Source organism: Paraburkholderia sediminicola (assembly GCF_046030555.1).
Classification (GTDB): Bacteria; Pseudomonadota; Gammaproteobacteria; order Burkholderiales; family Burkholderiaceae; genus Paraburkholderia; species Paraburkholderia sediminicola_E.
Genome location: NZ_JAQQCH010000012.1, coordinates 14,112 through 36,214, shown reverse-complemented (window position 1 = coordinate 36,214; position 22,103 = coordinate 14,112). Strand labels below are relative to the sequence as shown.

The window sequence follows — 22,103 nt, the reverse complement described above, 5'->3', positions numbered from 1 at the left end:
TTACTTTTTGCTGGCAATGCGTTTCAGCAGAGGCGCCAGATACTTACCGGTAAAACTTGCCTTCGACTTGGCAACCTGCTCCGGCGTGCCTTGCGCGACGATCTGACCGCCGCCGGCTCCGCCTTCGGGGCCGAGATCGATCACCCAGTCGGCAGTCTTTATTACATCGAGATTATGCTCAATGATCACGACGGTATTACCCTGGTCTCGCAAACGATGAATGACTTCCAGCAGCAATGCGATGTCGTGAAAGTGCAGACCGGTGGTCGGCTCGTCCAGGATGTATAGAGTGCGACCCGTATCGCGCTTGCTCAGTTCCAAAGATAGTTTGACGCGCTGCGCCTCGCCGCCCGACAGGGTGGTGGCCGACTGGCCCAGCCGGATATAGCCCAGACCCACGTCCAGCAAGGTTTTCAGCTTGCGGGCGACGACCGGCACCGGCTTGAAGAACTCGTAGGCGTTCTCCACCGTCATGTCGAGCACTTCGCTGATGTTCTTGCCTTTGTATTGGACGTCCAGCGTTTCGCGGTTGTAGCGCTTACCGTGGCAGACGTCGCAGGGAACGTAGACGTCCGGCAAAAAGTGCATCTCCACCTTGAGCACGCCGTCGCCCTGGCAGGATTCGCAGCGGCCGCCCTTCACGTTGAACGAGAAGCGGCCCGCTTCGTAGCCACGTTCTTTCGACGCAGGCACGCCCGCGAACAGTTCGCGGATCGGCGTGAACAGCCCCGTGTACGTAGCCGGATTCGAGCGCGGCGTGCGGCCGATCGGCGACTGGTCGACGTTGATGACCTTGTCGAAGTGCTCCAGACCTTCGATTGATTCGTACGGCGCCGGCTCAGCGGACGAGCCATACAGGTGATGCGCGACCGCATGGTATAGCGTGTCGTTGATCAGCGTGGACTTGCCCGAACCGGACACGCCGGTCACGCAGGTCAGCAGGCCGACCGGCAAATCGAGCGAGACGTGCTGCAGATTGTTGCCGTACGCCTCGACGATGCGCAGGCGGCGTTCGTCCGGCGCCTTGCGCTCGTCCGGGAATTCGATGTTGCGGGCGCCGGACATGTACTGCCCGGTCATCGACGCCGCGTTCTCCTCGACCTGCTTGGGCGTGCCTTCGGCGATCACCATGCCACCGTGCTCGCCCGCGCCAGGACCCATGTCGACCACGTAGTCGGCCATGCGGATCATGTCTTCGTCGTGTTCGACGACGATCACCGAGTTGCCCAGGTCGCGCAGATGCTTGAGCGTGCCGATCAGCCGGTCGTTGTCGCGCTGATGCAGACCGATTGATGGCTCGTCCAGCACGTACATCACGCCGGTCAGGCCGGAACCGATCTGCGAGGCGAGGCGAATCCGCTGCGCCTCGCCGCCCGACAGCGTTTCCGCGCTGCGTTCGAGCGACAGGTAGTCGAGGCCGACGTTATTCAGGAACATCAGGCGCGCGACGATTTCCTTGACGACCTTGTCTGCGATCTCGCGCTTCGAGCCTTCGAGCCGCAGCGTCTGGAAATAGCCGAGTGCGTCGCGCAACGGCCAGCCGCTGATTTCGAAGATGCCGCGCGCGTCGCTGTTCGAGCCGATCCGCACGAAACGGGCTTCCCGACGCAACCGTGTGCCGGCGCAGGCAGGGCAGGACTGGTTGTTCTGATACTTGGCGAGTTCTTCGCGCACCGCGACCGAGTCGGTCTCGCGGTAACGCCGCTCCAGATTCGGAATGATCCCTTCGAATACATGCTCGCGCACGGAAGTGCGGCCACGTTCGTTGATGTACGAGAACGGAATTTCCTGCTTGCCCGAACCGAACAGCAGAATCTTGCGGATTTTCTCCGGCAGGTCTTCGACGGCGGTGTCGATGTCGAACTCGTAGAACGCCGCGAGACTTTGCAGCATCTGGAAGTAGAACTGGTTACGCCGGTCCCAGCCCTTCACCGCGCCGGCCGCCAGCGACAGCGACGGATGCGCGACCACCCGCTTCGGATCGAAGAAGGTGATCTGGCCGAGGCCGTCGCACTCCGGGCATGCACCCATCGGGTTGTTGAACGAGAAGAGGCGCGGCTCGAGTTCCTGCAGCGAATACGAGCAGATCGGGCAGGCGAACTTCGAGCTGAACAGCTTCTCCTTGTCGGTATCCATTTCCAGCGCGATCGCGCGGCCGTCGGCGAGACGCAGTGCCGTTTCGAACGATTCGGCGAGGCGCTGCTTCATATCGGGGCGCACTTTCAGCCGGTCGACGACGACGTCGATCGTGTGCTTGTCGTTTTTCTTGAGCTTCGGCAGCGAGTCGACGTCGTAGATCTTCGCGACGCCTTCGTTGGCCGTGCCGCCGCCCGAGCGCACCCGGAAACGGATAAAGCCCTGTGCCTGCATTTCCTCGAACAGCTCGACGTGCTCGCCTTTGCGGTTCGCCACCACCGGCGCGAGGATCATCAGCCGGGTCTCTTCCGGCAATGCGAGCGCCGCGTCGACCATCTGCGAGACGCTTTGCGCTTCCAGCGGAATTTCGTGATCCGGACAGTACGGCGTGCCGACCCGTGCGAACAGCAGCCGCAGATAATCGTGAATTTCGGTGACGGTGCCGACGGTGGAACGCGGATTGTGCGAGGTCGCTTTCTGTTCGATCGAGATGGCCGGCGACAGACCTTCAATCAGATCGACGTCCGGCTTCTCCATCAATTGCAGGAATTGGCGGGCGTAAGCGGAAAGACTTTCGACGTAGCGCCGCTGTCCTTCCGCGTAGAGCGTGTCGAACGCCAGCGACGATTTACCCGAGCCGGACAGGCCCGTAATCACGACGAGCTTGTGACGTGGGAGGTCGAGATTGACGTTCTTCAGGTTGTGGGTGCGAGCCCCACGGATACGAATTTGTTCCACGCGTTATTCCATCACCTGGCCATTAGCTGGCGGAAAGAGGAAGGGGCTAAACCTGCTACTATAACGACTTTTCAAGACCGCCGTTACGGCTTCCTGACAGCCTGAACGGGCGTCAAGGCAAGCTGTAAGGCAGCGGTCCTGCGCCGTGGGGAAGAGGCCTAACTGGGGCCGTTTTCCGCGAGTACAAGGCGCCGCAAGGCGTGAGGCGAGCGTGCAGCAACGCCGCCGGCCCGAATGCCGCGCCGCATGCTTGCCGCCGTCCAGCCGTCCCGTGGTAAGCCGCCTGGGTGTGGCCGCCCTGCGGGGAAGGTCCGTCCGCGGTGCACCGCCCGCTCATTCAAAGAACGCTCCCGATGTCCAATCCGTCCGCTACATCCTCACGCATGAGCGCGCCTGAAATGCGCGCGACCATGTCGCTCGCCGCTATTTTCGCGTTGCGCATGCTCGGTCTCTTCATGATCATGCCGGTGTTCTCGATCTACGCGAAGACCATCCCCGGCGGCGACAACGTGCTGCTGGTGGGTATCGCGCTCGGCGCGTACGGCGTGACGCAGTCAATGCTGTACATCTTCTACGGCTGGATCTCCGACAAGGTCGGCCGCAAACCGGTCATTGCGACCGGCCTCCTGATCTTCGCGCTCGGCAGCTTCGTCGCGGCAGGCGCGCACGACATGACGTGGATCATCGTGGGCCGGGTGATTCAGGGGATGGGCGCGGTGTCGTCCGCGGTGATCGCGTTTATCGCCGACCTCACCTCCGAAGAGCATCGCACCAAGGCGATGGCGATGGTGGGCGGCAGCATCGGTATTTCGTTCGCCGTGGCGATTGTCGGTGCACCGATCGTGTTCCAGTGGGTCGGCATGAGCGGCCTGTTCACGCTGGTCGGTATCTTCTCGATTCTGGCGGTTGGCCTCGTGCTGTGGGTCGTGCCCGATGCGCCCAAGCCGGTGCACGTGCGCGCGCCGTTCGCCGAGGTGCTGCATAACGTCGAACTGCTGCGCCTGAACTTTGGCGTGCTCGTGCTGCACGCCACGCAAACCGCATTGTTCCTCGTCGTGCCGCGCATTCTCGAAGCCGGCGGCCTGCCGGTCGCGTCGCACTGGAAGGTGTATTTGCCGGTAATGGGCCTTTCGTTCGTGATGATGGTCCCGGCGATCATCGCCGCGGAAAAGCGCGGAAAAATGAAAATCGTGCTGCTGTCGGCGATCGGTCTTATCCTGATCGGACAGTTGTTGTTGGGCGTCGCACCGCATACGATTCTGAGTGTGGCGGCGATCCTCTTTGTCTACTTTCTGGGCTTCAATATTCTTGAGGCGTCGCAGCCTTCGCTGGTGTCGAAACTGGCGCCGGGCACCCGCAAGGGCGCAGCGGCCGGCGTGTACAACACCACCCAGTCCATCGGTCTTGCGCTGGGCGGCGTGGTTGGAGGCTGGCTGCTCAAGGTGGACGGCCAGAGCGCGGTCTTCTTCACTTGCTCGGGGCTGGTGTTTTGCTGGCTTATAATCGCGGCAAATATGAAACAGCCGCCGCGCAGGAAGGCGTAACAGCGCCCCCAACCCTGGCGCTTTGCGCTAGGCCCCCGAAGGGGCAAGGAAACTTCGGGTGGGCCGGCGTTTCTTGACAGAACTCACCCGGCGGCGAGCTGAGGCGCAGTTCCAGTCTCCGGCCCGCTGGCTTGAGACGTGAAAATTGTGCATTGCTGCGCCGCCCGCAACGGAATTAACAGGAGAAACTCATGGCATCCGTGAACAAGGTCATTCTCGTCGGCAATCTCGGAGCCGATCCGGAAGTCCGTTATCTTCCGAGCGGCGACGCAGTGGCGAACATCCGCCTTGCGACGACGGATCGGTACAAGGACAAAACGTCCGGCGAAATGAAGGAAGCAACCGAATGGCACCGCGTGTCGTTCTTCGGCCGGCTTGCGGAAATCGTGTCGGAATATCTGAAGAAGGGCTCGTCGGTGTACCTGGAAGGGCGCATCCGCACCCGCAAGTGGCAGGCTCAGGACGGCACCGACCGTTACTCGACCGAAATTGTCGCCGAGCAGATGCAAATGCTGGGTGGCCGTGGCGGCGCGATGGGCGGTGGCGATGAAGGCGGTTACAGCCGTGGCGAACCGTCGGAGCGTAGCGGCGGCGGCGGTGGTGGCGGCGGCCGTGCGGTTTCTGGCGGCGGCGCTTCGCGTGGCGGCAGCGGTGGCGGCGGTGGTGGTTCGAGCCGTCCGAGCGCGCCGGCCGGCGGTGGCTTCGATGAGATGGACGACGATATTCCGTTCTAACCCCGGCTATCGCCGAGTTAGTACCCAGAACCCCGCTTTCGAGCGGGGTTTTTTTTGCCTTCGGCGCCCCAAGGCAAAAACCATCACCGGCTGAGGTGCGCCAGCGCATCTCTCATCGGCAAACTGGAAACGACAATCGGCCCCGTAAACGGCGTGTCCAGGTCGACGATCACATAGATCGCAGAAGCAATCGATACTGCCCCAAGCGAAATAGTGACCAAGGCTAACGCGTTGCGCGGTGCGATCAATCCAAAGCTGAGAAAAATCACGCACAGCCAGAACGTCAGCGTCATGAAGAACGGCTGGGAAATCGAACTGTGCGCTTCCTCGATGATTTTCCATCGAGCATCCACAGCCCGCCGATACTGCGTTAATGCGTCATCGAGCGCGCGCTGTTGTAACGGATCGTGTGCCTGCAATTGCCGCAACTGCCTGCCCACCGCGGTCAGCATATCGCCGAGCCGCACGTTCTCCAGTTTCTGAGAGTTGTCCTGCGGTCCGATGTCTCTCGGATAATCACCGGCTGGAGCGGATTCGCCAGGCCATGTCGATGCAATCGCCGCCGCCGTGTACACGCGCAGCAGGTGCCGGGCCTCATTGGTATCGCCGCCGTATTCTCGCAAGGTCGTGTCGAACTCGATCAGGTCGGCCGCAAAGGCACGCAAATCGTTCGACTCGGTATCGAAACTGGATTTCGCGGATGCTGTCATCAACCCGAGCACTAAAGCGGCAAAGGTCACGAGCATGCCGATAACCAGCTGGATGAGTTGCACGGTTTCGTGCGCCTTGTGCTCCTCAGGCAGCAACGGTCGCGCCCATACGCCCAAGCCGGTGCCGACAAGCAATAAAGCGAAAACCAGCAGAGCCGAGCCGATTTCTGACATAGAAATGCTCCGGAGACGCGTGCTTCGTCACTTTCTACCAACCGCTTCCCGCCGACCACCCGGGTAGTCCCGCAAATGCACCTTCGCGAGCGGCCGCTGACTTCCGCTCGTATGTTGATGTATCGCGAACGTATGCGCCATCAACCATAAAGTTTTCTGTAATCCCGCCGTAGACCATCTGTGTGGCGTTCGCTTAATTTTTAAACAAGAGTTGCGGACCTGGCCGATGGGCTTGGGCGCAGCACGCGTGGCCGAGACTAATTTTTCTGAACAGTCGGTCAGGCAGCCCAATGGAGACAAGCCCGATGCTGAAAAATCTGTCGATTCGAACCAGCCTTACCCTGATGATCATGTTCTTCGGCGCCGTGCTGCTGTTCGGCGCCGCCGCCGGACTGCTGTCGTTGCGCTCGAGCAACGCGTCCCTGCAGCAGATGTACACCGTGGATACGCCCGCAGTCGCCGACCTCGAAGGCAGTGCCGGACAACTGCTGCGTCTGCGTCTGGCTCTGGCGACCTACGCATCGTTGGTCGACCTGAACGATCAGGACGGCGCGAACGCCGTGCTCAAGCGCTTTGATCAGTACCAGAAGTCATCGAACGATCGCCTTGCCCACTATGTGAGCCGCGCGAGCGCGGATGCCGACGAACAGCGCCTGATCAAGGACATGCAGGACAAGCGCGACACCTTCCTGCACGAGGGCATTGATCCGGCACTGGCTGCGCTCAAGTCCGGCGACAAGACTGCATTCGAACAGTTGCAGGCGCACAAGCTGCCCTCGCTCTACAGCGCGTACGAAAAGGCCATGCTCACGCTCGAGCAATTGCAACTCGATCACGGTGCCCAGCGTTATCAGGATGCGCAGGATCTGTTCTACGCGATCTGCGTTGCGGTGGCGATCGGCATGGCGCTGTCGCTGCTGGGCTCCTTGATCGGGCGGGCGGTCATGGTGCGGGCAATTGTCAATCCGGTCGACGCGACCATTGCGCAGTTTCAGCGGATAGCCAATGGTGATCTGACTAGCAAGATCGACGTGACGAGCAATAACGAAATGGGCCGCCTGGCTGAAGCGTTGCGCAAGATGCAGAACTCGTTGATCGAGACGGTGAACGCCGTGCGTCACGGTACAGAATCCATCGATACGGGCGTGAGCGAAATCGCGGCGGGCAATACCGATCTGTCGCAACGTACCGAGGAACAGGCCGCATCGCTTGAAGAAACGGCAGCCAGCATCGAAGAGTTGACCTCGACGGTCAAGCAGACGGCGGACAACGCGAAGCAGGCGAGCTCGCTGGCGCAGGGCGCATCGAGCCTGGCTGCGCAGGGCGGCGATCTGACGGAGCAGGTGGTGGGCACGATGCATGGCATCGTCGACGACTCGCGGCGGATTGCCGACATTGTCGGCGTGATTGAAGGGATTGCTTTCCAGACCAATATTCTGGCGCTCAATGCTGCGGTCGAAGCGGCGCGCGCGGGCGAGCAGGGTCGTGGCTTTGCGGTGGTGGCGAGTGAAGTGCGGTCGTTGGCACAGCGAAGCGCGGCGGCGGCCAAGGAGATCAAGGGCTTGATCGACGCCTCGACGGCGCGGGTGCAGGCGGGCTCGCAACTGGTCGAACGCTCGGGTTCGACGATGACCGAGATCGTCGAGGCGATTTCCCGCGTGAGTTCGATTATGAGTGAGATCGCGGCGGCGGCGATTGAGCAGAGCACCGGGATCGACCAGGTGAATCTGGCTGTTGCACAGATGGACGAGGTGACGCAGCAGAATGCTGCGCTGGTGGAGCAGGCTGCTGCGGCGGCTAGTTCGCTTGAGGAGCAGGCTCGCCGGTTGACTTCGGCGGTGGCTGTGTTTCAGACGGGGGACGGGGTTTCTTCTTTTGCCGGTCGGCGAGGTGGGGCTGCAGCTGCGCCGCGGAAGGTTAATGCGGGTGAGTTTGTAGCGGCTTGATGCGAAGGACGTGCCTCATAGTCGCATCACCGCGAAGCGTGCCGCGAGTCTTCTGTTTGAGGCAGTGCGGAAGAAATCAGATGACAAGCTGAACGCGAAACCGGCGGATATAGCGCGACCTAAACCGGTGCGCACAAAAGTCGTGTCGCGAGCGGAAGCGGGCGCACAGGCCTCTGGCGTTGCACACTAGCGGCCGCCGCGTCGCAGCAACTAAAAAGGCGCGAGCAGTTCGCGCCTTTGTTGTCACGCCTCTAAGAGGTGGAAGTAATTCGTTTCAAGCAATCGGCGTATTCCGCACGATCCATGACTTCGAAGCAAAAGTGCGCGTCCTCGTCTTTTTGCTCAACCGCTTCCCGCAGAAAATCCAGGGCAAGCCGATTACATCGCTCTTGATATGCCTCCCAAGGCATAGCGGACCTCGGAGAATAATCGGCGATGGCATCGATATATGGCACTACCTGATTGGCATCAATGCGTGCCGCCTCGATGCCAAAGACTGCCATTCCGGCGCTCTGACAGGCAACAACGAACCGCTGCGCATCCTCGGTGCGGAGAAAAATTTCGCCACCAGGTCGCAGTTCGGCGCGCTCAATGAATGGCGCGTAGGTTTCGCTTTCTCTCGTCACTCTGACGTGCAGCCTAGCCGCGCCACCGTTCGTTAGCCTTCTGACTATACAGCGCGCCCGCTAGTCCACAAATCACGGCAAGAACTCCCCAGCATATAAAGAAAGCGTTAGCGATTGTCGGATTGGTGTCGAAAAGACTACCATTCCCGCGCAAAACAACTGTTCCCCAAAGAATAAGGCCGCCCCAACAAACGAGACTGGATGTGACTATTCCTACAAGGAATCCCGCTAACAGTCTCATGACGTTCACCGAATCGGGAAAAACAGAATGGTCTTGGACTTTCGAAAATCCGACCAGATGCCGGAAATCACAATATTCCAATGGACACGAAGGCCTGTACCGATTCCTGTCAGTTTCTCACCATTCCACAGGTCGATGTGTCCACCATTGAGATCATCCGTCGGATCGCCGTCCTGGTGCCAGTATCCGTAAAAGAACAAGATGCCGGTACGCCCTTCGACCTTACTCACCCAATCTGGACCGGTGACATTCTCTGCTTTCTGGAGCCCTGCGATTGGTCGCAATTGCATCCATTCGGCCAGCTCATAGGCGCGGGTTGCCGTCGGTTTGCCGTCAAGCAAGAGGCGACCAACGTCTTTCCTGCGTGGAGCTGGCTTCACCAGTTTTTGGGAGAAAGATAGCATCGCGATACCGACACGATGGAATGCGACGCTCATGCGAATCGCGCACTGGTTTTTGTATTGTCCAGTCGGATCATCGTATGGGTCACCAGATGGATAGTTATCCCACAGTTCCTGAAACGTCAGCACCTTCAGTTCCACTACCTTGATGGAGCCGGGTGTCGAGTTGGTTTGAACCACAGTCGGTTTGTTCGGCATTGTCAGTTTCCTTGCTGTTTCGCAAGGGCGTGGTCGCCCCAAAATACAATGTACTTCGCAGAGGCTTCGGTATAGACACGCGGAAGGAGACGACCGGAATCAAGCCGTCCCGAAAACACCCGACCATCCTCGGTTTCGATGAAGTAGGGATAACCTTCGAACAGCCTGCCTTGCTTTGCTTCAATCTGTTCGTCGTAAGCGTCCTTGGCAACAGACGAAACCTCGCCGTTCGAGGTCCTGCTCGAAGTCACCGTACCCATGGACTCGGCCATGTCATTGTGTCGCGATATGCTTTGCGTGGCGGCCACCATGCGCGGCGGCGTGGGACACTTGCAAAGCAGAATGTCACCCTCGAGCGCGATCTCAGTGCCACAGTGTTTTCTTCGCCTCGGACCACCTGCTTTGGCGATCACGCCAACACTACTGCACGCATTGCAAAATGCTGCGCCACCGATAAATGCGACGGGATGACCCATGATCGAACTCGGCACACCGACCGCCATGGGCTCGATATAACCGCCAGTTTCGGGTTGGTCACCCGCACAGAGAACAAGACGCATCATGCGTTGTGCTCCCATCTTGCGAGCGCGTCATCACCCCGATAACGGCGATATCTTGTCAGTGAACCGATTGTGGCGAACAGATGAATTGTCTTGCCGACAGCGATATTTTCCATGGACCAGTCTCCTACAGGGTTAAAAAACTTATCTGTGGAGCCTGGCTTTTTTTGCTCGGGAGTGGTATTGGACGCATCTGAGAATGCGTCAGGGATATCCGAACGTGCGTAAGAAGTTGGGCAAAAAAATGGCCCGCTGAGTGCGGGCCTTGTAAGACGTCATTTCAGGTCATCAACGATGTCGCGATGCGCGGCGGCGAATCTTCCAACCAAGCCGACCTTGCGCGCCGCATCGAGCACCGCGAAGGCCAAACCAAGCTCAAACGGTTACTGCATAGCCGCGTAATACTTAGCCACGCTATCAATTTCCGCCGAAGTCATCTGCCGGGCCACATTTCGCATCTGCTCATTAATATCGTTATGCCGCGCACCGGAAGCAAACGCCCGCATCTGCGCAGCGAGATAAATGGAAGACTGCCCACCAAGCCAGGGCGCCGCGCCCTTGCGATCCAACTGCCCATGACAGGCAGCACAAGGCGCAATATTCCGCTGCGGATCGCCCTGCATCGCAAGCTTCACCGCATTCGCATCCGGTCCCACGCCTGTAGGCAAAACCTCGGCAGCCGGCGCGCGAGACAGCGAAGCATAGTAAGCCGCCAGATCATGCAGATCCTGATCGCTGCGAGCCGCGATAATCGGCTGCATCACTGCGTTCTGCCGCACGCCATTCTGATAGTCGCGCAATTCTTTGTAGACCACGTCGGCATACTGCCCGGCCAATGCAGGCGCCGTCACCTGCACCGTGCCCAGCACGCCATGACACATCGAGCAATTCTGCGTCGCGATCGTCGCGCCGCGGCCAATCGAATTCGCATCGCCGCGCACTCGCCGTAAAGGCGGCAGAACCACGACCTCGCTCGGCGCCGGGCCGGCAATATTGGCGCCGCCGTACCAGCTCGACGGCGCGCCCGCGGCGCTGCAAATCGTCGCCCATAAGCCACGTTCGCTGAATCCGCTATTGGCCGATGGCAACCAGATGAAGCCGATCAGTATCGACACGACGGCAATCGCAATCGTGCCGGCGAGGCTCACCGTGAACCACGGGTTGCGCAGGCTGAAGACGCGTTCCTGACTCATCGCTGCGCTCCGACGACAACTGCCGGCACCGACGTCTGCGGCAATCTGAGCAACTGAACGATCGGCACACTGTAGTTGACGACCGTCAGCCCGATCATCAACGCCACCCACAAGCCGAAACTGTTGAGCGCGGCAGGCACGTGTTCCACTGGTTGCACCGCGCTCGCGAAGCGGAAAGTCTGTTGCTGTACCTGCGGCCCGAATTGCGACTTCGCGAGGATGTAAATGAACAGCACGCCGGACACCACCAGGATCAATCCACCCACCGCCGACATCCCAACCCAGAACGCCTGCGATTCCATCCCCGGCATGTTGTAGTCGTAATACGCCATGCGGCGCGGCGCACCGAGCAAGCCGACGTAATGCCACGGCAGCGTCGTCACCATCATGCCGATGAACCACAGCCACAGTTGCGTCCTCACCAGCTTGACCGACGCGATCGCGCGGCCGGTCAGTTGCGGCCACAGTTCGTACGCGATCGCGAAGTACATGATGACGATCGCACCGCCGAAAATCAGATGAAAATGCCCGGTCACCCACTGCGTGTTGTGTACCGTCGAGTTCAACTGGTAGCTCATGTTGATCAGGCCGCCCGCACCGCCAAGACCCAGCATCACGAACGAAAACGCGATCACCAGCATCATCGGGTTCTGCCATGGCAGCGCGGTGAGCCAGCCGAACGCGCCCTTGCCGCCGCGCAACCTGCCCGCGATTTCCACCGACGCGCAGATGGTGAACACCGTCAGCAGCGTCGGCACCGACACCATGCCGGTGAACACCGCATGCAGGAACTTGAAGCCCGAGCCGACCTGCGGATCGGCGAACAGGTGGTGAATGCCGATCGGCATCGCGAACACGAGGAACAGAATGAACGACACGCGCGCCATCGAATCGCTGTAGAGCCGGCCGCCGATCGCACGCGGCACGAGCGTGTAGTACGCGATGTAAGCCGGGATCAGCCAGAAATAGACGATCGCATGCAGCGTCCAGGAGAACAGGATGCGGGAAAGACCGGCATCGATCGTGTTGGTTAGGCCGAAGGCAACGGGCAAGATCTGGAACAGGATTTCGAGCGCGGCGCCGATCGCGGTCCAGGCCCACAGATACGCGCCTGCCACGTTGGCGAACATCGCGAGCGGTATGGGCTTGCCAGGGTTGGCGCGCCGCCAGGCGCGCAGATTCACGTGCATCAGCGCGACCCAGATCCACGAGCCGACCACCACCAGCACCACACCGAGGTAATAGAAGGGACTGCCGATCATCGGCGGATAAAAGGTGTAGAGCACGGAGGCCTTGCCGAGCGCGACCGGGACCATTGCCATCACTGCGCCGACCGCCAGCATGATGAATGCGGCCCACGCCCATTTGAGACCGACGAGCCGCTGCGCGAGCGCGAGTTCGACGATCGCGTAGCCGAAGCCCATCGACACCAGGGTGGGCAGCACGTAAGCCATTACCGAGCCATGCGCGGTCACCGATCGATAGTAGAGCTCGGGGTCGCCGACCCACGGTACCAGTGGGCTGCGTATCAGCATCTGCCACGCGCCGAGCAGCAGCGCGACCAGAAACGCGATGAAGGCCAGCCAGAAATGCGCGAGAACGAGTCGCTTAGCGTGAAACACAGCTGAGTCTCCGTGATTGTCGGGCTTGCTCGAAGAACGTGGCTTTGTCGACTACCTTGACGTGTGCCCACATGGTCTGGTGGCCGAAGCCGCAGAACTCGTGACACGGCATGGTGTGATCGCCGGCTTTATCGAAACGCGTATTCAGCGTGGAGACATAACCGGGCACGACCATCGTGTTGATGTTGGTGTCGGTCACGAGCAGGCCGTGCACGACATCGGCACTGGTGGTGCGGATCGTGATCGGCGTGTCGGCGGGCACCAGCAGACATTGCGGCGTGAACGAATACTGCTGCGCAATGAAACGCACGACCACCGAGCCATCCGGCTCCACGGCACTGCCGAGGTTGTCTTCGACGAATTCGCCGGACAGTTGCAGGCGCGAAGGATCGATCGTCTCGACCCGCGACGGCGGCATCATTGCCCAATGCAGTCCCGAGAACACGATGACGGCGAGCATCAGAACGATCAGCGCCGTGGCGAAAATCGCCCAGCGGCGCTCGGCGCGTAAGGCGACTTCGTGGCCGCTGCCCGGTTGGTGATTGGAATCAGTCGACATAGTCAGTGGATGACGCCGCGCGGCAGAAAGACAAGGAAGTAGAAGCCGAACCAGATCGCCATGACGATCAGCGTGGCGACGCCGGCCACGGCGATCGCGCCATGCGGACCGGCTGCGACGACGCGTTCCACTTCTTCATCCGTAGGAGGGGCCGCGCTGCGGGTATCGTTCGCTTCCATCTCGAGATTCTCCAGTGCGGCGGTTCAAGTTCAATGCAGCGGCGCCTTGCGCAACTCGTTGACCTCGCGGGACGTCACCGGTTTGCCGTGGTTGCCCCACGCAGTGCGGATATACGTGACGACGGCGGCGGCATCGGTGTCGTTCAACTCCTGGCCGAAGGGCGGCATGCCGTACGGCTCGGGATTGCGCATGGTGCCGGGCGGGAAGCCGCCATTGAGCACGATGCGGATCGGGTTGACCGCGGAGTCCATTTCGATCGACTGGTTACGCGCGAGCGGCGGGTAGTGCTGCAACTGGCCTTCGCCTTTCGCACCGTGGCATAGCGCGCACTTGTCGGCGTAGATCTTTTCACCGAGCGCGAACACGTTGGTGTTGGTCGGCGCGGACGGTCCCGATTTGCGGCCGCGGTTATCCGGCAACGTCTTGAGATAGACCGCCATCGCCTTGACTTCGTCTTCCGTCATGTACTGAAGGCTGTGATAGGTGACTTCGGCCATCGGCCCGTACACGGCGCCGCGATCGGAAATGCCCGCCTGCAGCAGGTCGACGATGTCCTTGATGCTCCAATCGCCGAGACCGCCGTCCTTGTCGGACGTCAGCGACGGCGCGTACCAGTTCTGCACCGGAATCAGACCACCGGCGAACTGCTCGCTTTGCGATGAGCCACCGAGCATGTTGATCTTGGTGTGGCACATCGTGCAGTGCCCGAGCCCATCGACCAGATAGGCGCCGCGATTCCATTCGACCGATTTGGTCGGATCCGGCTGGAACTCGCCTTCACGGAAGTACAGCGTGCGCCAGCCGTACAGCAGCTTGCGCTGGTTGAACGGGAAGCGCAGCGTGTGCTTGTGGTTGGGTTCGCGGACCGGCGCTACGGATTTCAGATAAGCAAAGATCGCATTCGAATCTTCACGTGTGACCTTGGTGTACTGGGCGATCGGCATCGCGGGGTAAAGCAAGGTGCCGTCCGGCGTGCGGCCGGTGCGCATCATCTTGAAGAACGCTTCCTCGCTCCATGTGCCGATGCCGTATTGCGCGTCCGGCGTGATGTTCGGCGAATACAGCGTGCCGAACGGCGTGTCCATTGCGAGGCCGCCGGCGAACAGCTTGCCGCGCGGCGCGGTATGGCAGGCGACGCAGTCGCCTGCGCGCGCCAGATACTCGCCGCGTTTGACGATGTCGGGGCGGGTGTCGGCTTTGTCGCCCGTTGCCGTTGCGGTCGTTGTTGGCGTCGTCGTCGTTGCAGCAGGCGCGGCTTCAGCGGCGGCTGCTTCAGCGATCAGTAACGCGTGTGGTGAGCCGGAATGCGCGGCGCTGCCGGCGACGATCAGGCCGGCAATCAGCAAGCCAGAGACGAGCGACGCAGCGGCGCAACGGCGTTTCGCCACGGCATACAAAACAGGGCGGATCGAGCGGAGGGTCGGTTTCATTGCGGTTGGCTCCCGCATGCGAGAGGCAGTGGCCTCGCGGACGCCGGCGCGGGCCGCGGATCGGCAGGGCGCGGCTGGCGCGCGAGCCAGCTCGATACCGCAGTAATGTCCTTGTCGGTTAGCTTGACGGCGATCGAATGCATGCAGTCCGGTGCAAGCGCGTGACGTGTGCCCGAACGCCACGTGCCCATCTGTCCGGCGATGTAGCTCGCATGCAGGCCGAGCAGGCCCGGAATACCCGGTTGCGTCCCCGTCATGCGAGCGCCATGACATGCGATGCACGCCGGTATCTTGCGTGCCGGGTCGCCTTGTGTGACGAGCCGTTGTCCGGCTGCGAGCACTGCGGGTGCGACTTCGGCGTGGTCGGCATTGGGGTAGGGCGGCTGCAGATCAGCGAAGTACTGGCTGATCTTGCGCAGATAGTCGTCGGGCAGAAAGGCGAGCAGATAGCCCATCGGCGGATAGGTGCGGCCGCCGTCACGAAAGGCGGTCAGCTGATTGAACAGGTAGTCGGCCGGTTTGCCGGCGATACGCGGGAAGTAGTCGTTGTTCAGGCCTTGACCCTGCACGCCGTGACACGACGTACAGGCGCGCACGCGCTCGTCCATGGCCGAGGGCATCGCGCCTGAAGCGTCAGTGGCTGCGAATGCCACGCCGCTCCACACGACGTAAAACGCCAACAGGATCGAAAATCCGATAGTTCTACGATGCACGCCAAGCCTCGCCGGGGGAACAGTTATCTTTGCTTTTTATTTCTCACGCATTCGCTCGCGAATTCACTTCCGGATTCGATGAGCGATGCATGACAAGCCTGCTAATTCTTCTTTTATAACGACTGCATGGGGTGGCAAATCGAAACAGACTTATTAAGGAGGCGCAGTGTTCTATCGATACAGCGATGCAATTGCTCCATAAAACAATGATCTGCCTGAGTGCGCCGATGGCGGCTTTCGGGCTGCTGTAATAACGCTTGATGCGTCTGGTAGACGTATAGCAGGTTGCAGGAATTCATTCGATGCGTCAATAAAAATTGATAGCCAATCGGTGACGCACCTGATCAGCATAGGCGCCGATTAGAGCGCCTTCAATATTTATTCTGCGTCTGGTTTCAATGCGGGCTGCATTATCGAATGCGAATGATGCACTGCGCTATATTTCTGTCGGGATTTGTGCGTCGCAACGCGAGCATCGACGTAGAGTGCGTCAACTGAAGAGACTCATTAACGCCATGCGTGCATTACTCACGCGTTCGCTTTCACCGATTCGCCCCGGCAGCAGATGAAACTCGACCGCAGGCAGTGCGGGCAACCCGACGCTCGACGGACAGGCCACCACGCCGCCGCCGATCGACGATTCGTTCAGGCAGGAAATGCCCAGCCCGGCCCGCAACGCCAATTGCAGTCCGGCCACTCCGGAGGCCGAATGCGACACCAGATAGGGCACCTTGTGTTCGTCGAGGAGCTTTACGACGAAACGCTGCAACTGGCAACTCGATGGCAGCAATACCAGCGGATAAGGGGTGGCTGGCCGCGGACTGGCATCGGCCGCGCAGACCCACAGCAATTTCTCGCGACGCACCACCGTGCTTTGCGCCCCGGCGCGCCGGCTGGTTGAGCGCGTGTTCGCAGTGACGAGACGTAGCGAGAGGCCGATGTCGTATGAGGCATCGTCGCCCGCGCTGCTGTCGATCACGGCGCTCGGCAGCACGGTGACGTGCAGTTTCAGGCGCGGGTGCTGTTCCGAGAACGTTTTGAGAATGCGCGCGATGTCGAGCGGACGGTAATAGTCCGTGATGGCGATGCGCAGTTCGCCGTCGAGCGAGCGGCCTTGCAGGTCCTCGAACGCCGCCTCGCTCATTGCGATGATGCGCCGCGCGTGATCGAGCAGGCGGCTACCGGCCGGCGTGGCGGCTACGCCCTGCCTGCTGCGCACGAAGAGCGGCTGGCCCGCGCGCTCCTCGAGCTTTTTCAATTGCTCGCTCACCGACGACTGTGACAGGAAAACGCGCTCCGCGCCGGCCGAGACGCTGCCCGATTCGGCGACGGCGAGGAAGGTGCGCAACTGTGTCAGGTCAAATCCGCGTTGACTCATGATTCGGTATATCCGATGGATGTCATCTGAATTTCCGGCTTTTCCGATGGTTAGCCCAGCCGTAGGATACCTCCAATTCATTCATTGTGGAGGCTGTCATGGGAAACGAATCGGTTGCTGCCGGGCGGGTATCGGGTGCACGGGCAGCGAGTCATCGATGGAAGGTGCTGGGAGTTGGTTTTGCGGCGAATGCGAGTTTTTCGGCCGCTTTCTCAGGGATTCCGACCACGGCCGTTTTTTTGCGCTCGGGTTATCACCTCGGGAACGACGGGTTGGGGCTGGTGCTCGGCATGCTCGGTTTGGGCATTGCGGTGAGCGAGTTGCCATGGGGACTTCTGACCGACCGTTGGGGAGATCGCCGCGTGCTGCTGCTCGGACTCCTTTCGACTGCCGCGGCGCTAGCAGGCCTGGCATTATTCGTGGTGCCGTCCGGCGCGCATGTGCCGGGCATGGCGACGCTCGCGCTTGGCTTGCTGCTGGTTGGCCTGCTCGGCGGTAGTGTCAACGGTTCGAGTGGTCGCGCGGTGATGGCCTGGTTTCGCGAAGGCGAGCGCGGTCTTGCGATGAGCATTCGGCAGACCGCTGTGCCGGCAGGCGGTGGCCTGGGAGCGCTGATCTTGCCGGTGCTCGCCTCGAAATTCGGCTTTGCCAGCGCGTACACCGTGCTGGCCCTTGCGTGCGCGACTACGGCGGCGTTCGCATGGTGGTGGCTGCACGAACCTTCGCATGCCGAAGGGAATGATGCGGGCACGGTTCACAACGCCGCGACTACAGTGCCGGCGAAGGTTTCGCCGTTGCGCGATATCGGCATTTGGCGTGTGGCGCTCGGCGCCGGAGCATTGTGCGTGCCGCAGCTTGCTGTCGTGACGTTCGGGACCGTCTTTCTCCACGATTTCAGTCGGGCGGGTGTGCTCACAATCAGTGTGACGATGGCGGCCGTGCAAACGGGGGCTGCGATTGCGCGGGTCTGGAGCGGCGCATGGACCGACCGGCGCGGTAATCGACGCGCTTACATGCGCGCCTGCAGTGTGCTGACCGCAGTGCTATTCGTGTCGCTCGCCCTGGTGACGGGACTGGCCGGCGCGCACCGCGCGGCGATGACGGCAGTGTTCGCGCTGATGATCGTGCTGGGCGGCATCAGCGCGTCCGCATGGCACGGTGTTGCCTTCACGGAACTCGCGACGCTCGCAGGGACGAGCCGTGCAGGTACCGCACTGGCGATCGGCAACACCTGCGTCTTCCTCTCGCTATTCCTGACGCCACTCGCGATTCCGCCGTTGTTGTCGGTGGGTTCGTGGCCAATGGTGTGGGTGGTGGCGAGTGTGTGCGCATTGATCGCATTACCCGTATTTCCGCAGGCGGTTCACGTTAGCAAGCGGGTAGTGGCGCGCGCGTGCGATGCCACGTGATGGGGTGATGGTGACCGACGGCGAGATGCTACGGGTCCCGTTCGTTGTTTTCCATGCGACGGGAGCGGCGGAGCGCGCTCTTGTCGCCTCATTGTTTTTCAGCCGGAAATAAACATCGAGAGACGAATCTTCGCGTACTCGATTCGTATAAATATGTATTTATATTTGATAGTTACACGACGGACTATCAAATTATCGGCGGGTTTCGGAACGCTCCGATTTTCGCCTAGGTGTAGTGGTGGTTTTATTGCTGCTCTTGGCGCCTCGCCCCATGCCAGAAGGCCGTCAAAGAAAGTGTGACGCGAGTGGAATTTCCCCTGCGCGTTCGCCGAATACACCTACAGAAACCGAGATAAATCATAGTGAACCTTCGAGTCATTCTGGCAGACGATCATCCTTTCGTTCTGCTTGGCGTTCGAGCCGCGCTGGAGATGCATGCCGGCGTCACCATTGTCGGCGAAGCAGCCACGCCTACTTCATTGATCAAACTGTTACAGAGCATGCCATGCGACGTGCTCGTCACTGACCTCACGATGCCGGAGGAATCCGGCGCGGTTGAGGACGGCCTGGACCTTGTCAGGCGAATCCGATCCGGCTGGCCATTGTTGCGCATCGTCGTGATGACCGCTCTGACGAACACCGCGATTCTGCGTGTCATGGTGTCAGATGGCATGGTCAGCTTGCTCAGCAAAATTGAAACAATGGACGAGCTCTGGCAAGCGGTCGAAGCGGGCGGTAAGGGCGAAGTGTACGTCGGTCGCTCTATCATCGAAGCGCTCGCCCGGCCCCAGGACGAAGCATGCGATCTGTCGCCAGGTTTGTGTGTGTCCCGCAGACAGGCGGAAGTGATAAGAATGTCCGTGCGTGGTCATTCGATCTCCGAGATCGCGGTAGCGCTCGGATGTCATCGCCGAACCGTCAGCCGTCAAAAACGTGAGGCAATGGCTAAACTCGGCGTCACTAATGATCCCGGTCTCTTCGCTTATGTCCGTGCACATGGAGTTTATGAAAGTTAAATCGCATCGCTAATCAATTACCCCGACAGGTTCATTGAGTCATTTCAGAGCGATCTTATTTCTATTCTCCGAAATATGTTTAATGATCGCGGGACGGCCAGTTGCTACGGAGAGAGCGACAGGGAATCTAGGTACGGGGGAGAAATAGACAATGAACGACAACGCTGACTTAAGCACACCTGTTCGAACCATCATCGCGGACGATCATCCACTGGTTCTGTTGGCGATCGAAAATCTGATGGTGGGCTATCCGAACATGCAAATCGTCGGCCGCGCTGCCGACGCCATAGAACTTTTCAAGGAAGTTGATCGTATTCCGTGCGACCTCGTTCTCATGGACCTTTACATGCCCGGAGGCTTCTGCGTCGATGGACCGGAAGCCGTCAGGCAGTTCAAGGTGCGCTATCCGGATGTCGCACTGGTTGTACTCACCATGGAAACCGAAGCTGCCGCGCTGAGAAAGGTCATCGCACTCGGTGTCGATGGGCTGATTAGCAAACGCGACCGGATCGATCTGATTCACGTGGCAGTCGTCACGGCGCTGGCTCGTGAGTGCTATCTCGGGCCAGCGGTGCGATCGCTGATTGCCGACGCAACGGTCGCGCAGCGGCTCGATTTCGTCCGGCAAATGTTGTCGCGCCGCGAACTGGAGGTGTTCGCGCAATACGCTTCCGGGCTCGGCGTAACGGAGATCGCCACGCGCTTCGGGCGCAGTGTCAAGACAATTAGCGCCCAGAAATGTACCGCGATGCGCAAGCTCGCCTTGCACAGCGATGCGGAACTGTTCCGCTTCGCCGTCGAGCATGGCGTTATCTCTGAAGATTGCCTGAAAAACCGGCGCTAAGCCGACGAGACGTCACGCCGGTCCGGTGGCGTGGCGAACAGAAGATGCACTTGGCACCTCCCGGGGATGCACATCGCGTGCAGGGAGTGCCAGTCGATAAGACAACAAAAAATGACACAAAAGATCCGCGTCATCGTGGCCGACGATCACGATTGCGTTCGTGTTGGTGTGATGCGCCTGCTACTGGCGGCGCCCCACATCGATATAGTCGGCGAGGCACACGATACCCAAACGCTGGCCGAATTGCTCGACAGCCATGCGTGCGACGTCGTCGTGTCGGATATCGGCATGCCGGGCATTGACGGTGCCAGCAACGTCGTGTCTTTCCTGCGCCGCCTGTTCAGGGCGCGGCCGCATCCCTGCGTCGTCGTGCTGACGATGATCTGCCATGCGCACATGCTTTCTGGGTTGTTGCACCTAGGCGTGTCCGGAATCGTCGACAAACGCGATACCGCCACGGCATTGCTCGAAGCGATCGAGGCAGCCGTTAGCGGTCGTGTTTATCTATCGGATCAGGCGCGCGTCGCGATAGACGCGTCCGACACGCCGCCGCAGCCGCGTGCAGGCGTGCTGAGCGCGCGCGAATGGGAGGTCTTCCAGCTTTATGTGCAAGGTCTGGCAGTCCACGAAATCGCGACACGTCTGCAGCGCAGCGGCAAGACCATCAGTACACAGAAGCGTAGCGCGATGCGCAAGCTCGGTCTCGAGACAGAGAACGACCTCATCGACTATGCGAGACAAATAGGGCTGGCCTGACAGTCGTGTGAGAGAACTGCCCTCGACCTGCGACGATTCCTAAGACTTTAGGAGTCTTCTGATTGGTTGAGCGACGTTGCCGTTTCATAGTTCTGAATTAGCTGAGGCTCGATTTCCCATGCCCGCCTGGTGAAAGCAATCATTTCACCAGGCGGCGCGGTAACGAGCCTGGAAAATTCAGGCAGATGTTTAACGGCTGGAGTGCTGCGCCATCTGCCATTCGCACAAAAACTGGGAGGCGGAATGGTAGCGTTAGGCAAGCGGTTATTGGTCGAGGGAGTCGGGACGGCCTGGGTCGTGTTTATCGGCTGCGGCAGCATTGTATTGAACACCGGTGCGGTCCAGCAGGGCTACGGCGTGCTCGAGGTGTCACTCGCGTTCGGTCTCGCGCTCGTCACCGCGAGCTATGCATTCGGCGCCATCTCCGGCGCGCACTTCAACCCGGCAGTCACAATCGGCTTCACGGTCGCGCAACGTTTCCCGGTTCGGGATCTGCTGCCCTACATTGCTGCTCAGATGCTTGGGGCCATCGCAGCCGCGGCGATGCTCGCTTACGTGGCGAGCGGCCGCCCCGGCTTCGAACTGACCGCGAGCGAATTCGCGGCGAACGGTTTCGGCGATCACTCCCCAGCCGACTATCAACTTCATTCTGCGCTGGTTATCGAGCTTGCGCTGTCGTTCGCGTTCGTCATGGCGAGTCTGATGGTGGCTTGTCGGCGAAAGTTGAGGCCGATCGCACCGGTGGTCGCCGGCGCGTGTCTGATGATCGTCTACATGGTGTCGATTCCGGTTACTAACGGTTCGATCAATCCTGCGCGCTCTACCGGTCAGGCGTTGTTCGTCGGCGACTGGGCACTCGACCAGCTCTGGCTGTTCTGGGCGGCGCCGTTGCTGGGCGGCGTCGCCGCCGGTGCGCTGTTTTCATTTCTCCGGGGCAAGTGTGGCAGGCAGGCTGCGTCGCTGGCTCACAAACAGAGCGAAGTCGCGTGAGCGCC

At 60.5% G+C, this 22,103-nt stretch carries 20 protein-coding genes; 9 read left to right on the top strand and 11 right to left on the bottom strand.

Annotated elements, in window-relative coordinates; translation table 11 throughout:
* Complete coding sequence (uvrA, locus tag PQQ52_RS18205; RefSeq protein WP_408214014.1) at positions 1-2,874, bottom strand: excinuclease ABC subunit UvrA; 2,874 nt, start codon at positions 2,872-2,874, stop codon at positions 1-3.
* A 353-nt stretch (positions 2,875-3,227) separates the two neighbouring features.
* On the opposite strand from uvrA, the gene PQQ52_RS18200 reads away from it, so the two are divergent.
* Entirely contained in the window at positions 3,228-4,418 is a 1,191-nt protein-coding gene (locus PQQ52_RS18200; protein ID WP_408214011.1) for an MFS transporter, read from the top strand.
* A gap of 191 nt (positions 4,419-4,609) precedes the next feature.
* Positions 4,610-5,152, top strand: coding sequence for a single-stranded DNA-binding protein (locus PQQ52_RS18195; RefSeq protein ID WP_408214008.1), 543 nt, complete (start codon positions 4,610-4,612; stop codon positions 5,150-5,152).
* Between the two features lie 83 nt (positions 5,153-5,235).
* On the opposite strand, the gene PQQ52_RS18190 is transcribed toward PQQ52_RS18195, so the two are convergent.
* Complete coding sequence (locus PQQ52_RS18190) at positions 5,236-6,036, bottom strand: bestrophin-like domain (protein ID WP_408214005.1); 801 nt, start codon at positions 6,034-6,036, stop codon at positions 5,236-5,238.
* 305 nt (positions 6,037-6,341) lie between these two features.
* Here PQQ52_RS18190 and PQQ52_RS18185 point away from each other — a divergent pair, with 305 nt between their 5' ends.
* Both PQQ52_RS18185 and PQQ52_RS18180 read left to right on the top strand, forming a co-directional pair.
* The gene (locus PQQ52_RS18185) at positions 6,342-7,982 is read left to right on the top strand and encodes a methyl-accepting chemotaxis protein (protein WP_408214002.1); all 1,641 of its coding nucleotides are present in this window, start codon (positions 6,342-6,344) and stop codon (positions 7,980-7,982) included.
* A gap of 179 nt (positions 7,983-8,161) precedes the next feature.
* Positions 8,162-8,644: a hypothetical protein gene (locus PQQ52_RS18180; RefSeq protein ID WP_408214000.1), complete on the top strand. Its 483-nt coding sequence runs from the start codon at positions 8,162-8,164 to the stop codon at positions 8,642-8,644.
* A 210-nt stretch (positions 8,645-8,854) separates the two neighbouring features.
* On the opposite strand, the gene PQQ52_RS18175 is transcribed toward PQQ52_RS18180, so the two are convergent.
* From PQQ52_RS18175 to PQQ52_RS18135, 9 genes are all read right to left on the bottom strand, one after another.
* A complete protein-coding gene (locus tag PQQ52_RS18175; protein WP_408213998.1) occupies positions 8,855-9,448 on the bottom strand; it encodes a type VI secretion system amidase effector protein Tae4 in 594 nt (197 codons plus the stop codon).
* Between the two features lie 2 nt (positions 9,449-9,450).
* Positions 9,451-10,011, bottom strand: coding sequence for a PAAR domain-containing protein (locus PQQ52_RS18170; protein WP_408213996.1), 561 nt, complete (start codon positions 10,009-10,011; stop codon positions 9,451-9,453).
* Positions 10,012-10,391: 380 nt separating this feature from the next.
* Positions 10,392-11,201 carry a c-type cytochrome gene (locus PQQ52_RS18165; RefSeq protein ID WP_408213994.1) on the bottom strand — a complete coding sequence of 270 codons (810 nt, stop codon included), beginning with the start codon at positions 11,199-11,201 and terminating at the stop codon, positions 10,392-10,394.
* The gene (locus PQQ52_RS18160; RefSeq protein ID WP_408213991.1) at positions 11,198-12,823 is read right to left on the bottom strand and encodes a b(o/a)3-type cytochrome-c oxidase subunit 1; all 1,626 of its coding nucleotides are present in this window, start codon (positions 12,821-12,823) and stop codon (positions 11,198-11,200) included. The genes PQQ52_RS18165 and PQQ52_RS18160 overlap by 4 nt, the downstream gene beginning before the upstream one ends.
* Positions 12,810-13,382: a cupredoxin domain-containing protein gene (locus PQQ52_RS18155; RefSeq protein WP_408213989.1), complete on the bottom strand. Its 573-nt coding sequence runs from the start codon at positions 13,380-13,382 to the stop codon at positions 12,810-12,812. Before PQQ52_RS18155 ends, PQQ52_RS18160 begins: the two co-directional genes overlap by 14 nt.
* 2 nt (positions 13,383-13,384) lie before the next feature.
* The gene (locus PQQ52_RS18150; RefSeq protein ID WP_167378501.1) at positions 13,385-13,561 is read right to left on the bottom strand and encodes a hypothetical protein; all 177 of its coding nucleotides are present in this window, start codon (positions 13,559-13,561) and stop codon (positions 13,385-13,387) included.
* Positions 13,562-13,591: 30 nt separating this feature from the next.
* Positions 13,592-14,992, bottom strand: coding sequence for a c-type cytochrome (locus PQQ52_RS18145; RefSeq protein ID WP_408213986.1), 1,401 nt, complete (start codon positions 14,990-14,992; stop codon positions 13,592-13,594).
* Positions 14,989-15,705 (bottom strand): c-type cytochrome, encoded by a 717-nt coding sequence (locus tag PQQ52_RS18140; protein ID WP_408213984.1) that lies wholly within the window; start codon positions 15,703-15,705, stop codon positions 14,989-14,991. The genes PQQ52_RS18145 and PQQ52_RS18140 overlap by 4 nt, the downstream gene beginning before the upstream one ends.
* Positions 15,706-16,195: 490 nt before the next feature.
* A complete protein-coding gene (locus PQQ52_RS18135) occupies positions 16,196-17,083 on the bottom strand; it encodes a LysR family transcriptional regulator (protein ID WP_408213982.1) in 888 nt (295 codons plus the stop codon).
* A gap of 98 nt (positions 17,084-17,181) precedes the next feature.
* Between PQQ52_RS18135 and PQQ52_RS18130 the strand changes: the two genes are divergently transcribed.
* The 5 genes from PQQ52_RS18130 to aqpZ all read left to right on the top strand — a co-directional run bounded on the left by PQQ52_RS18130 (position 17,182) and on the right by aqpZ (position 22,098).
* Positions 17,182-18,492, top strand: a complete 1,311-nt coding sequence (locus PQQ52_RS18130) for an MFS transporter (protein ID WP_408213979.1) — start codon at positions 17,182-17,184, stop codon at positions 18,490-18,492.
* Positions 18,493-18,854: 362 nt separating this feature from the next.
* The gene (locus PQQ52_RS18125) at positions 18,855-19,508 is read left to right on the top strand and encodes a response regulator (RefSeq protein WP_408213977.1); all 654 of its coding nucleotides are present in this window, start codon (positions 18,855-18,857) and stop codon (positions 19,506-19,508) included.
* 151 nt (positions 19,509-19,659) lie between these two features.
* Positions 19,660-20,352: a response regulator gene (locus PQQ52_RS18120; protein WP_408213974.1), complete on the top strand. Its 693-nt coding sequence runs from the start codon at positions 19,660-19,662 to the stop codon at positions 20,350-20,352.
* Positions 20,353-20,463: 111 nt separating this feature from the next.
* Positions 20,464-21,108, top strand: a complete 645-nt coding sequence (locus PQQ52_RS18115; RefSeq protein WP_408213971.1) for a response regulator — start codon at positions 20,464-20,466, stop codon at positions 21,106-21,108.
* A 243-nt stretch (positions 21,109-21,351) separates the two neighbouring features.
* Complete coding sequence (gene aqpZ / locus PQQ52_RS18110) at positions 21,352-22,098, top strand: aquaporin Z (RefSeq protein ID WP_408213969.1); 747 nt, start codon at positions 21,352-21,354, stop codon at positions 22,096-22,098.
* Positions 22,099-22,103 lie beyond the last annotated feature (5 nt).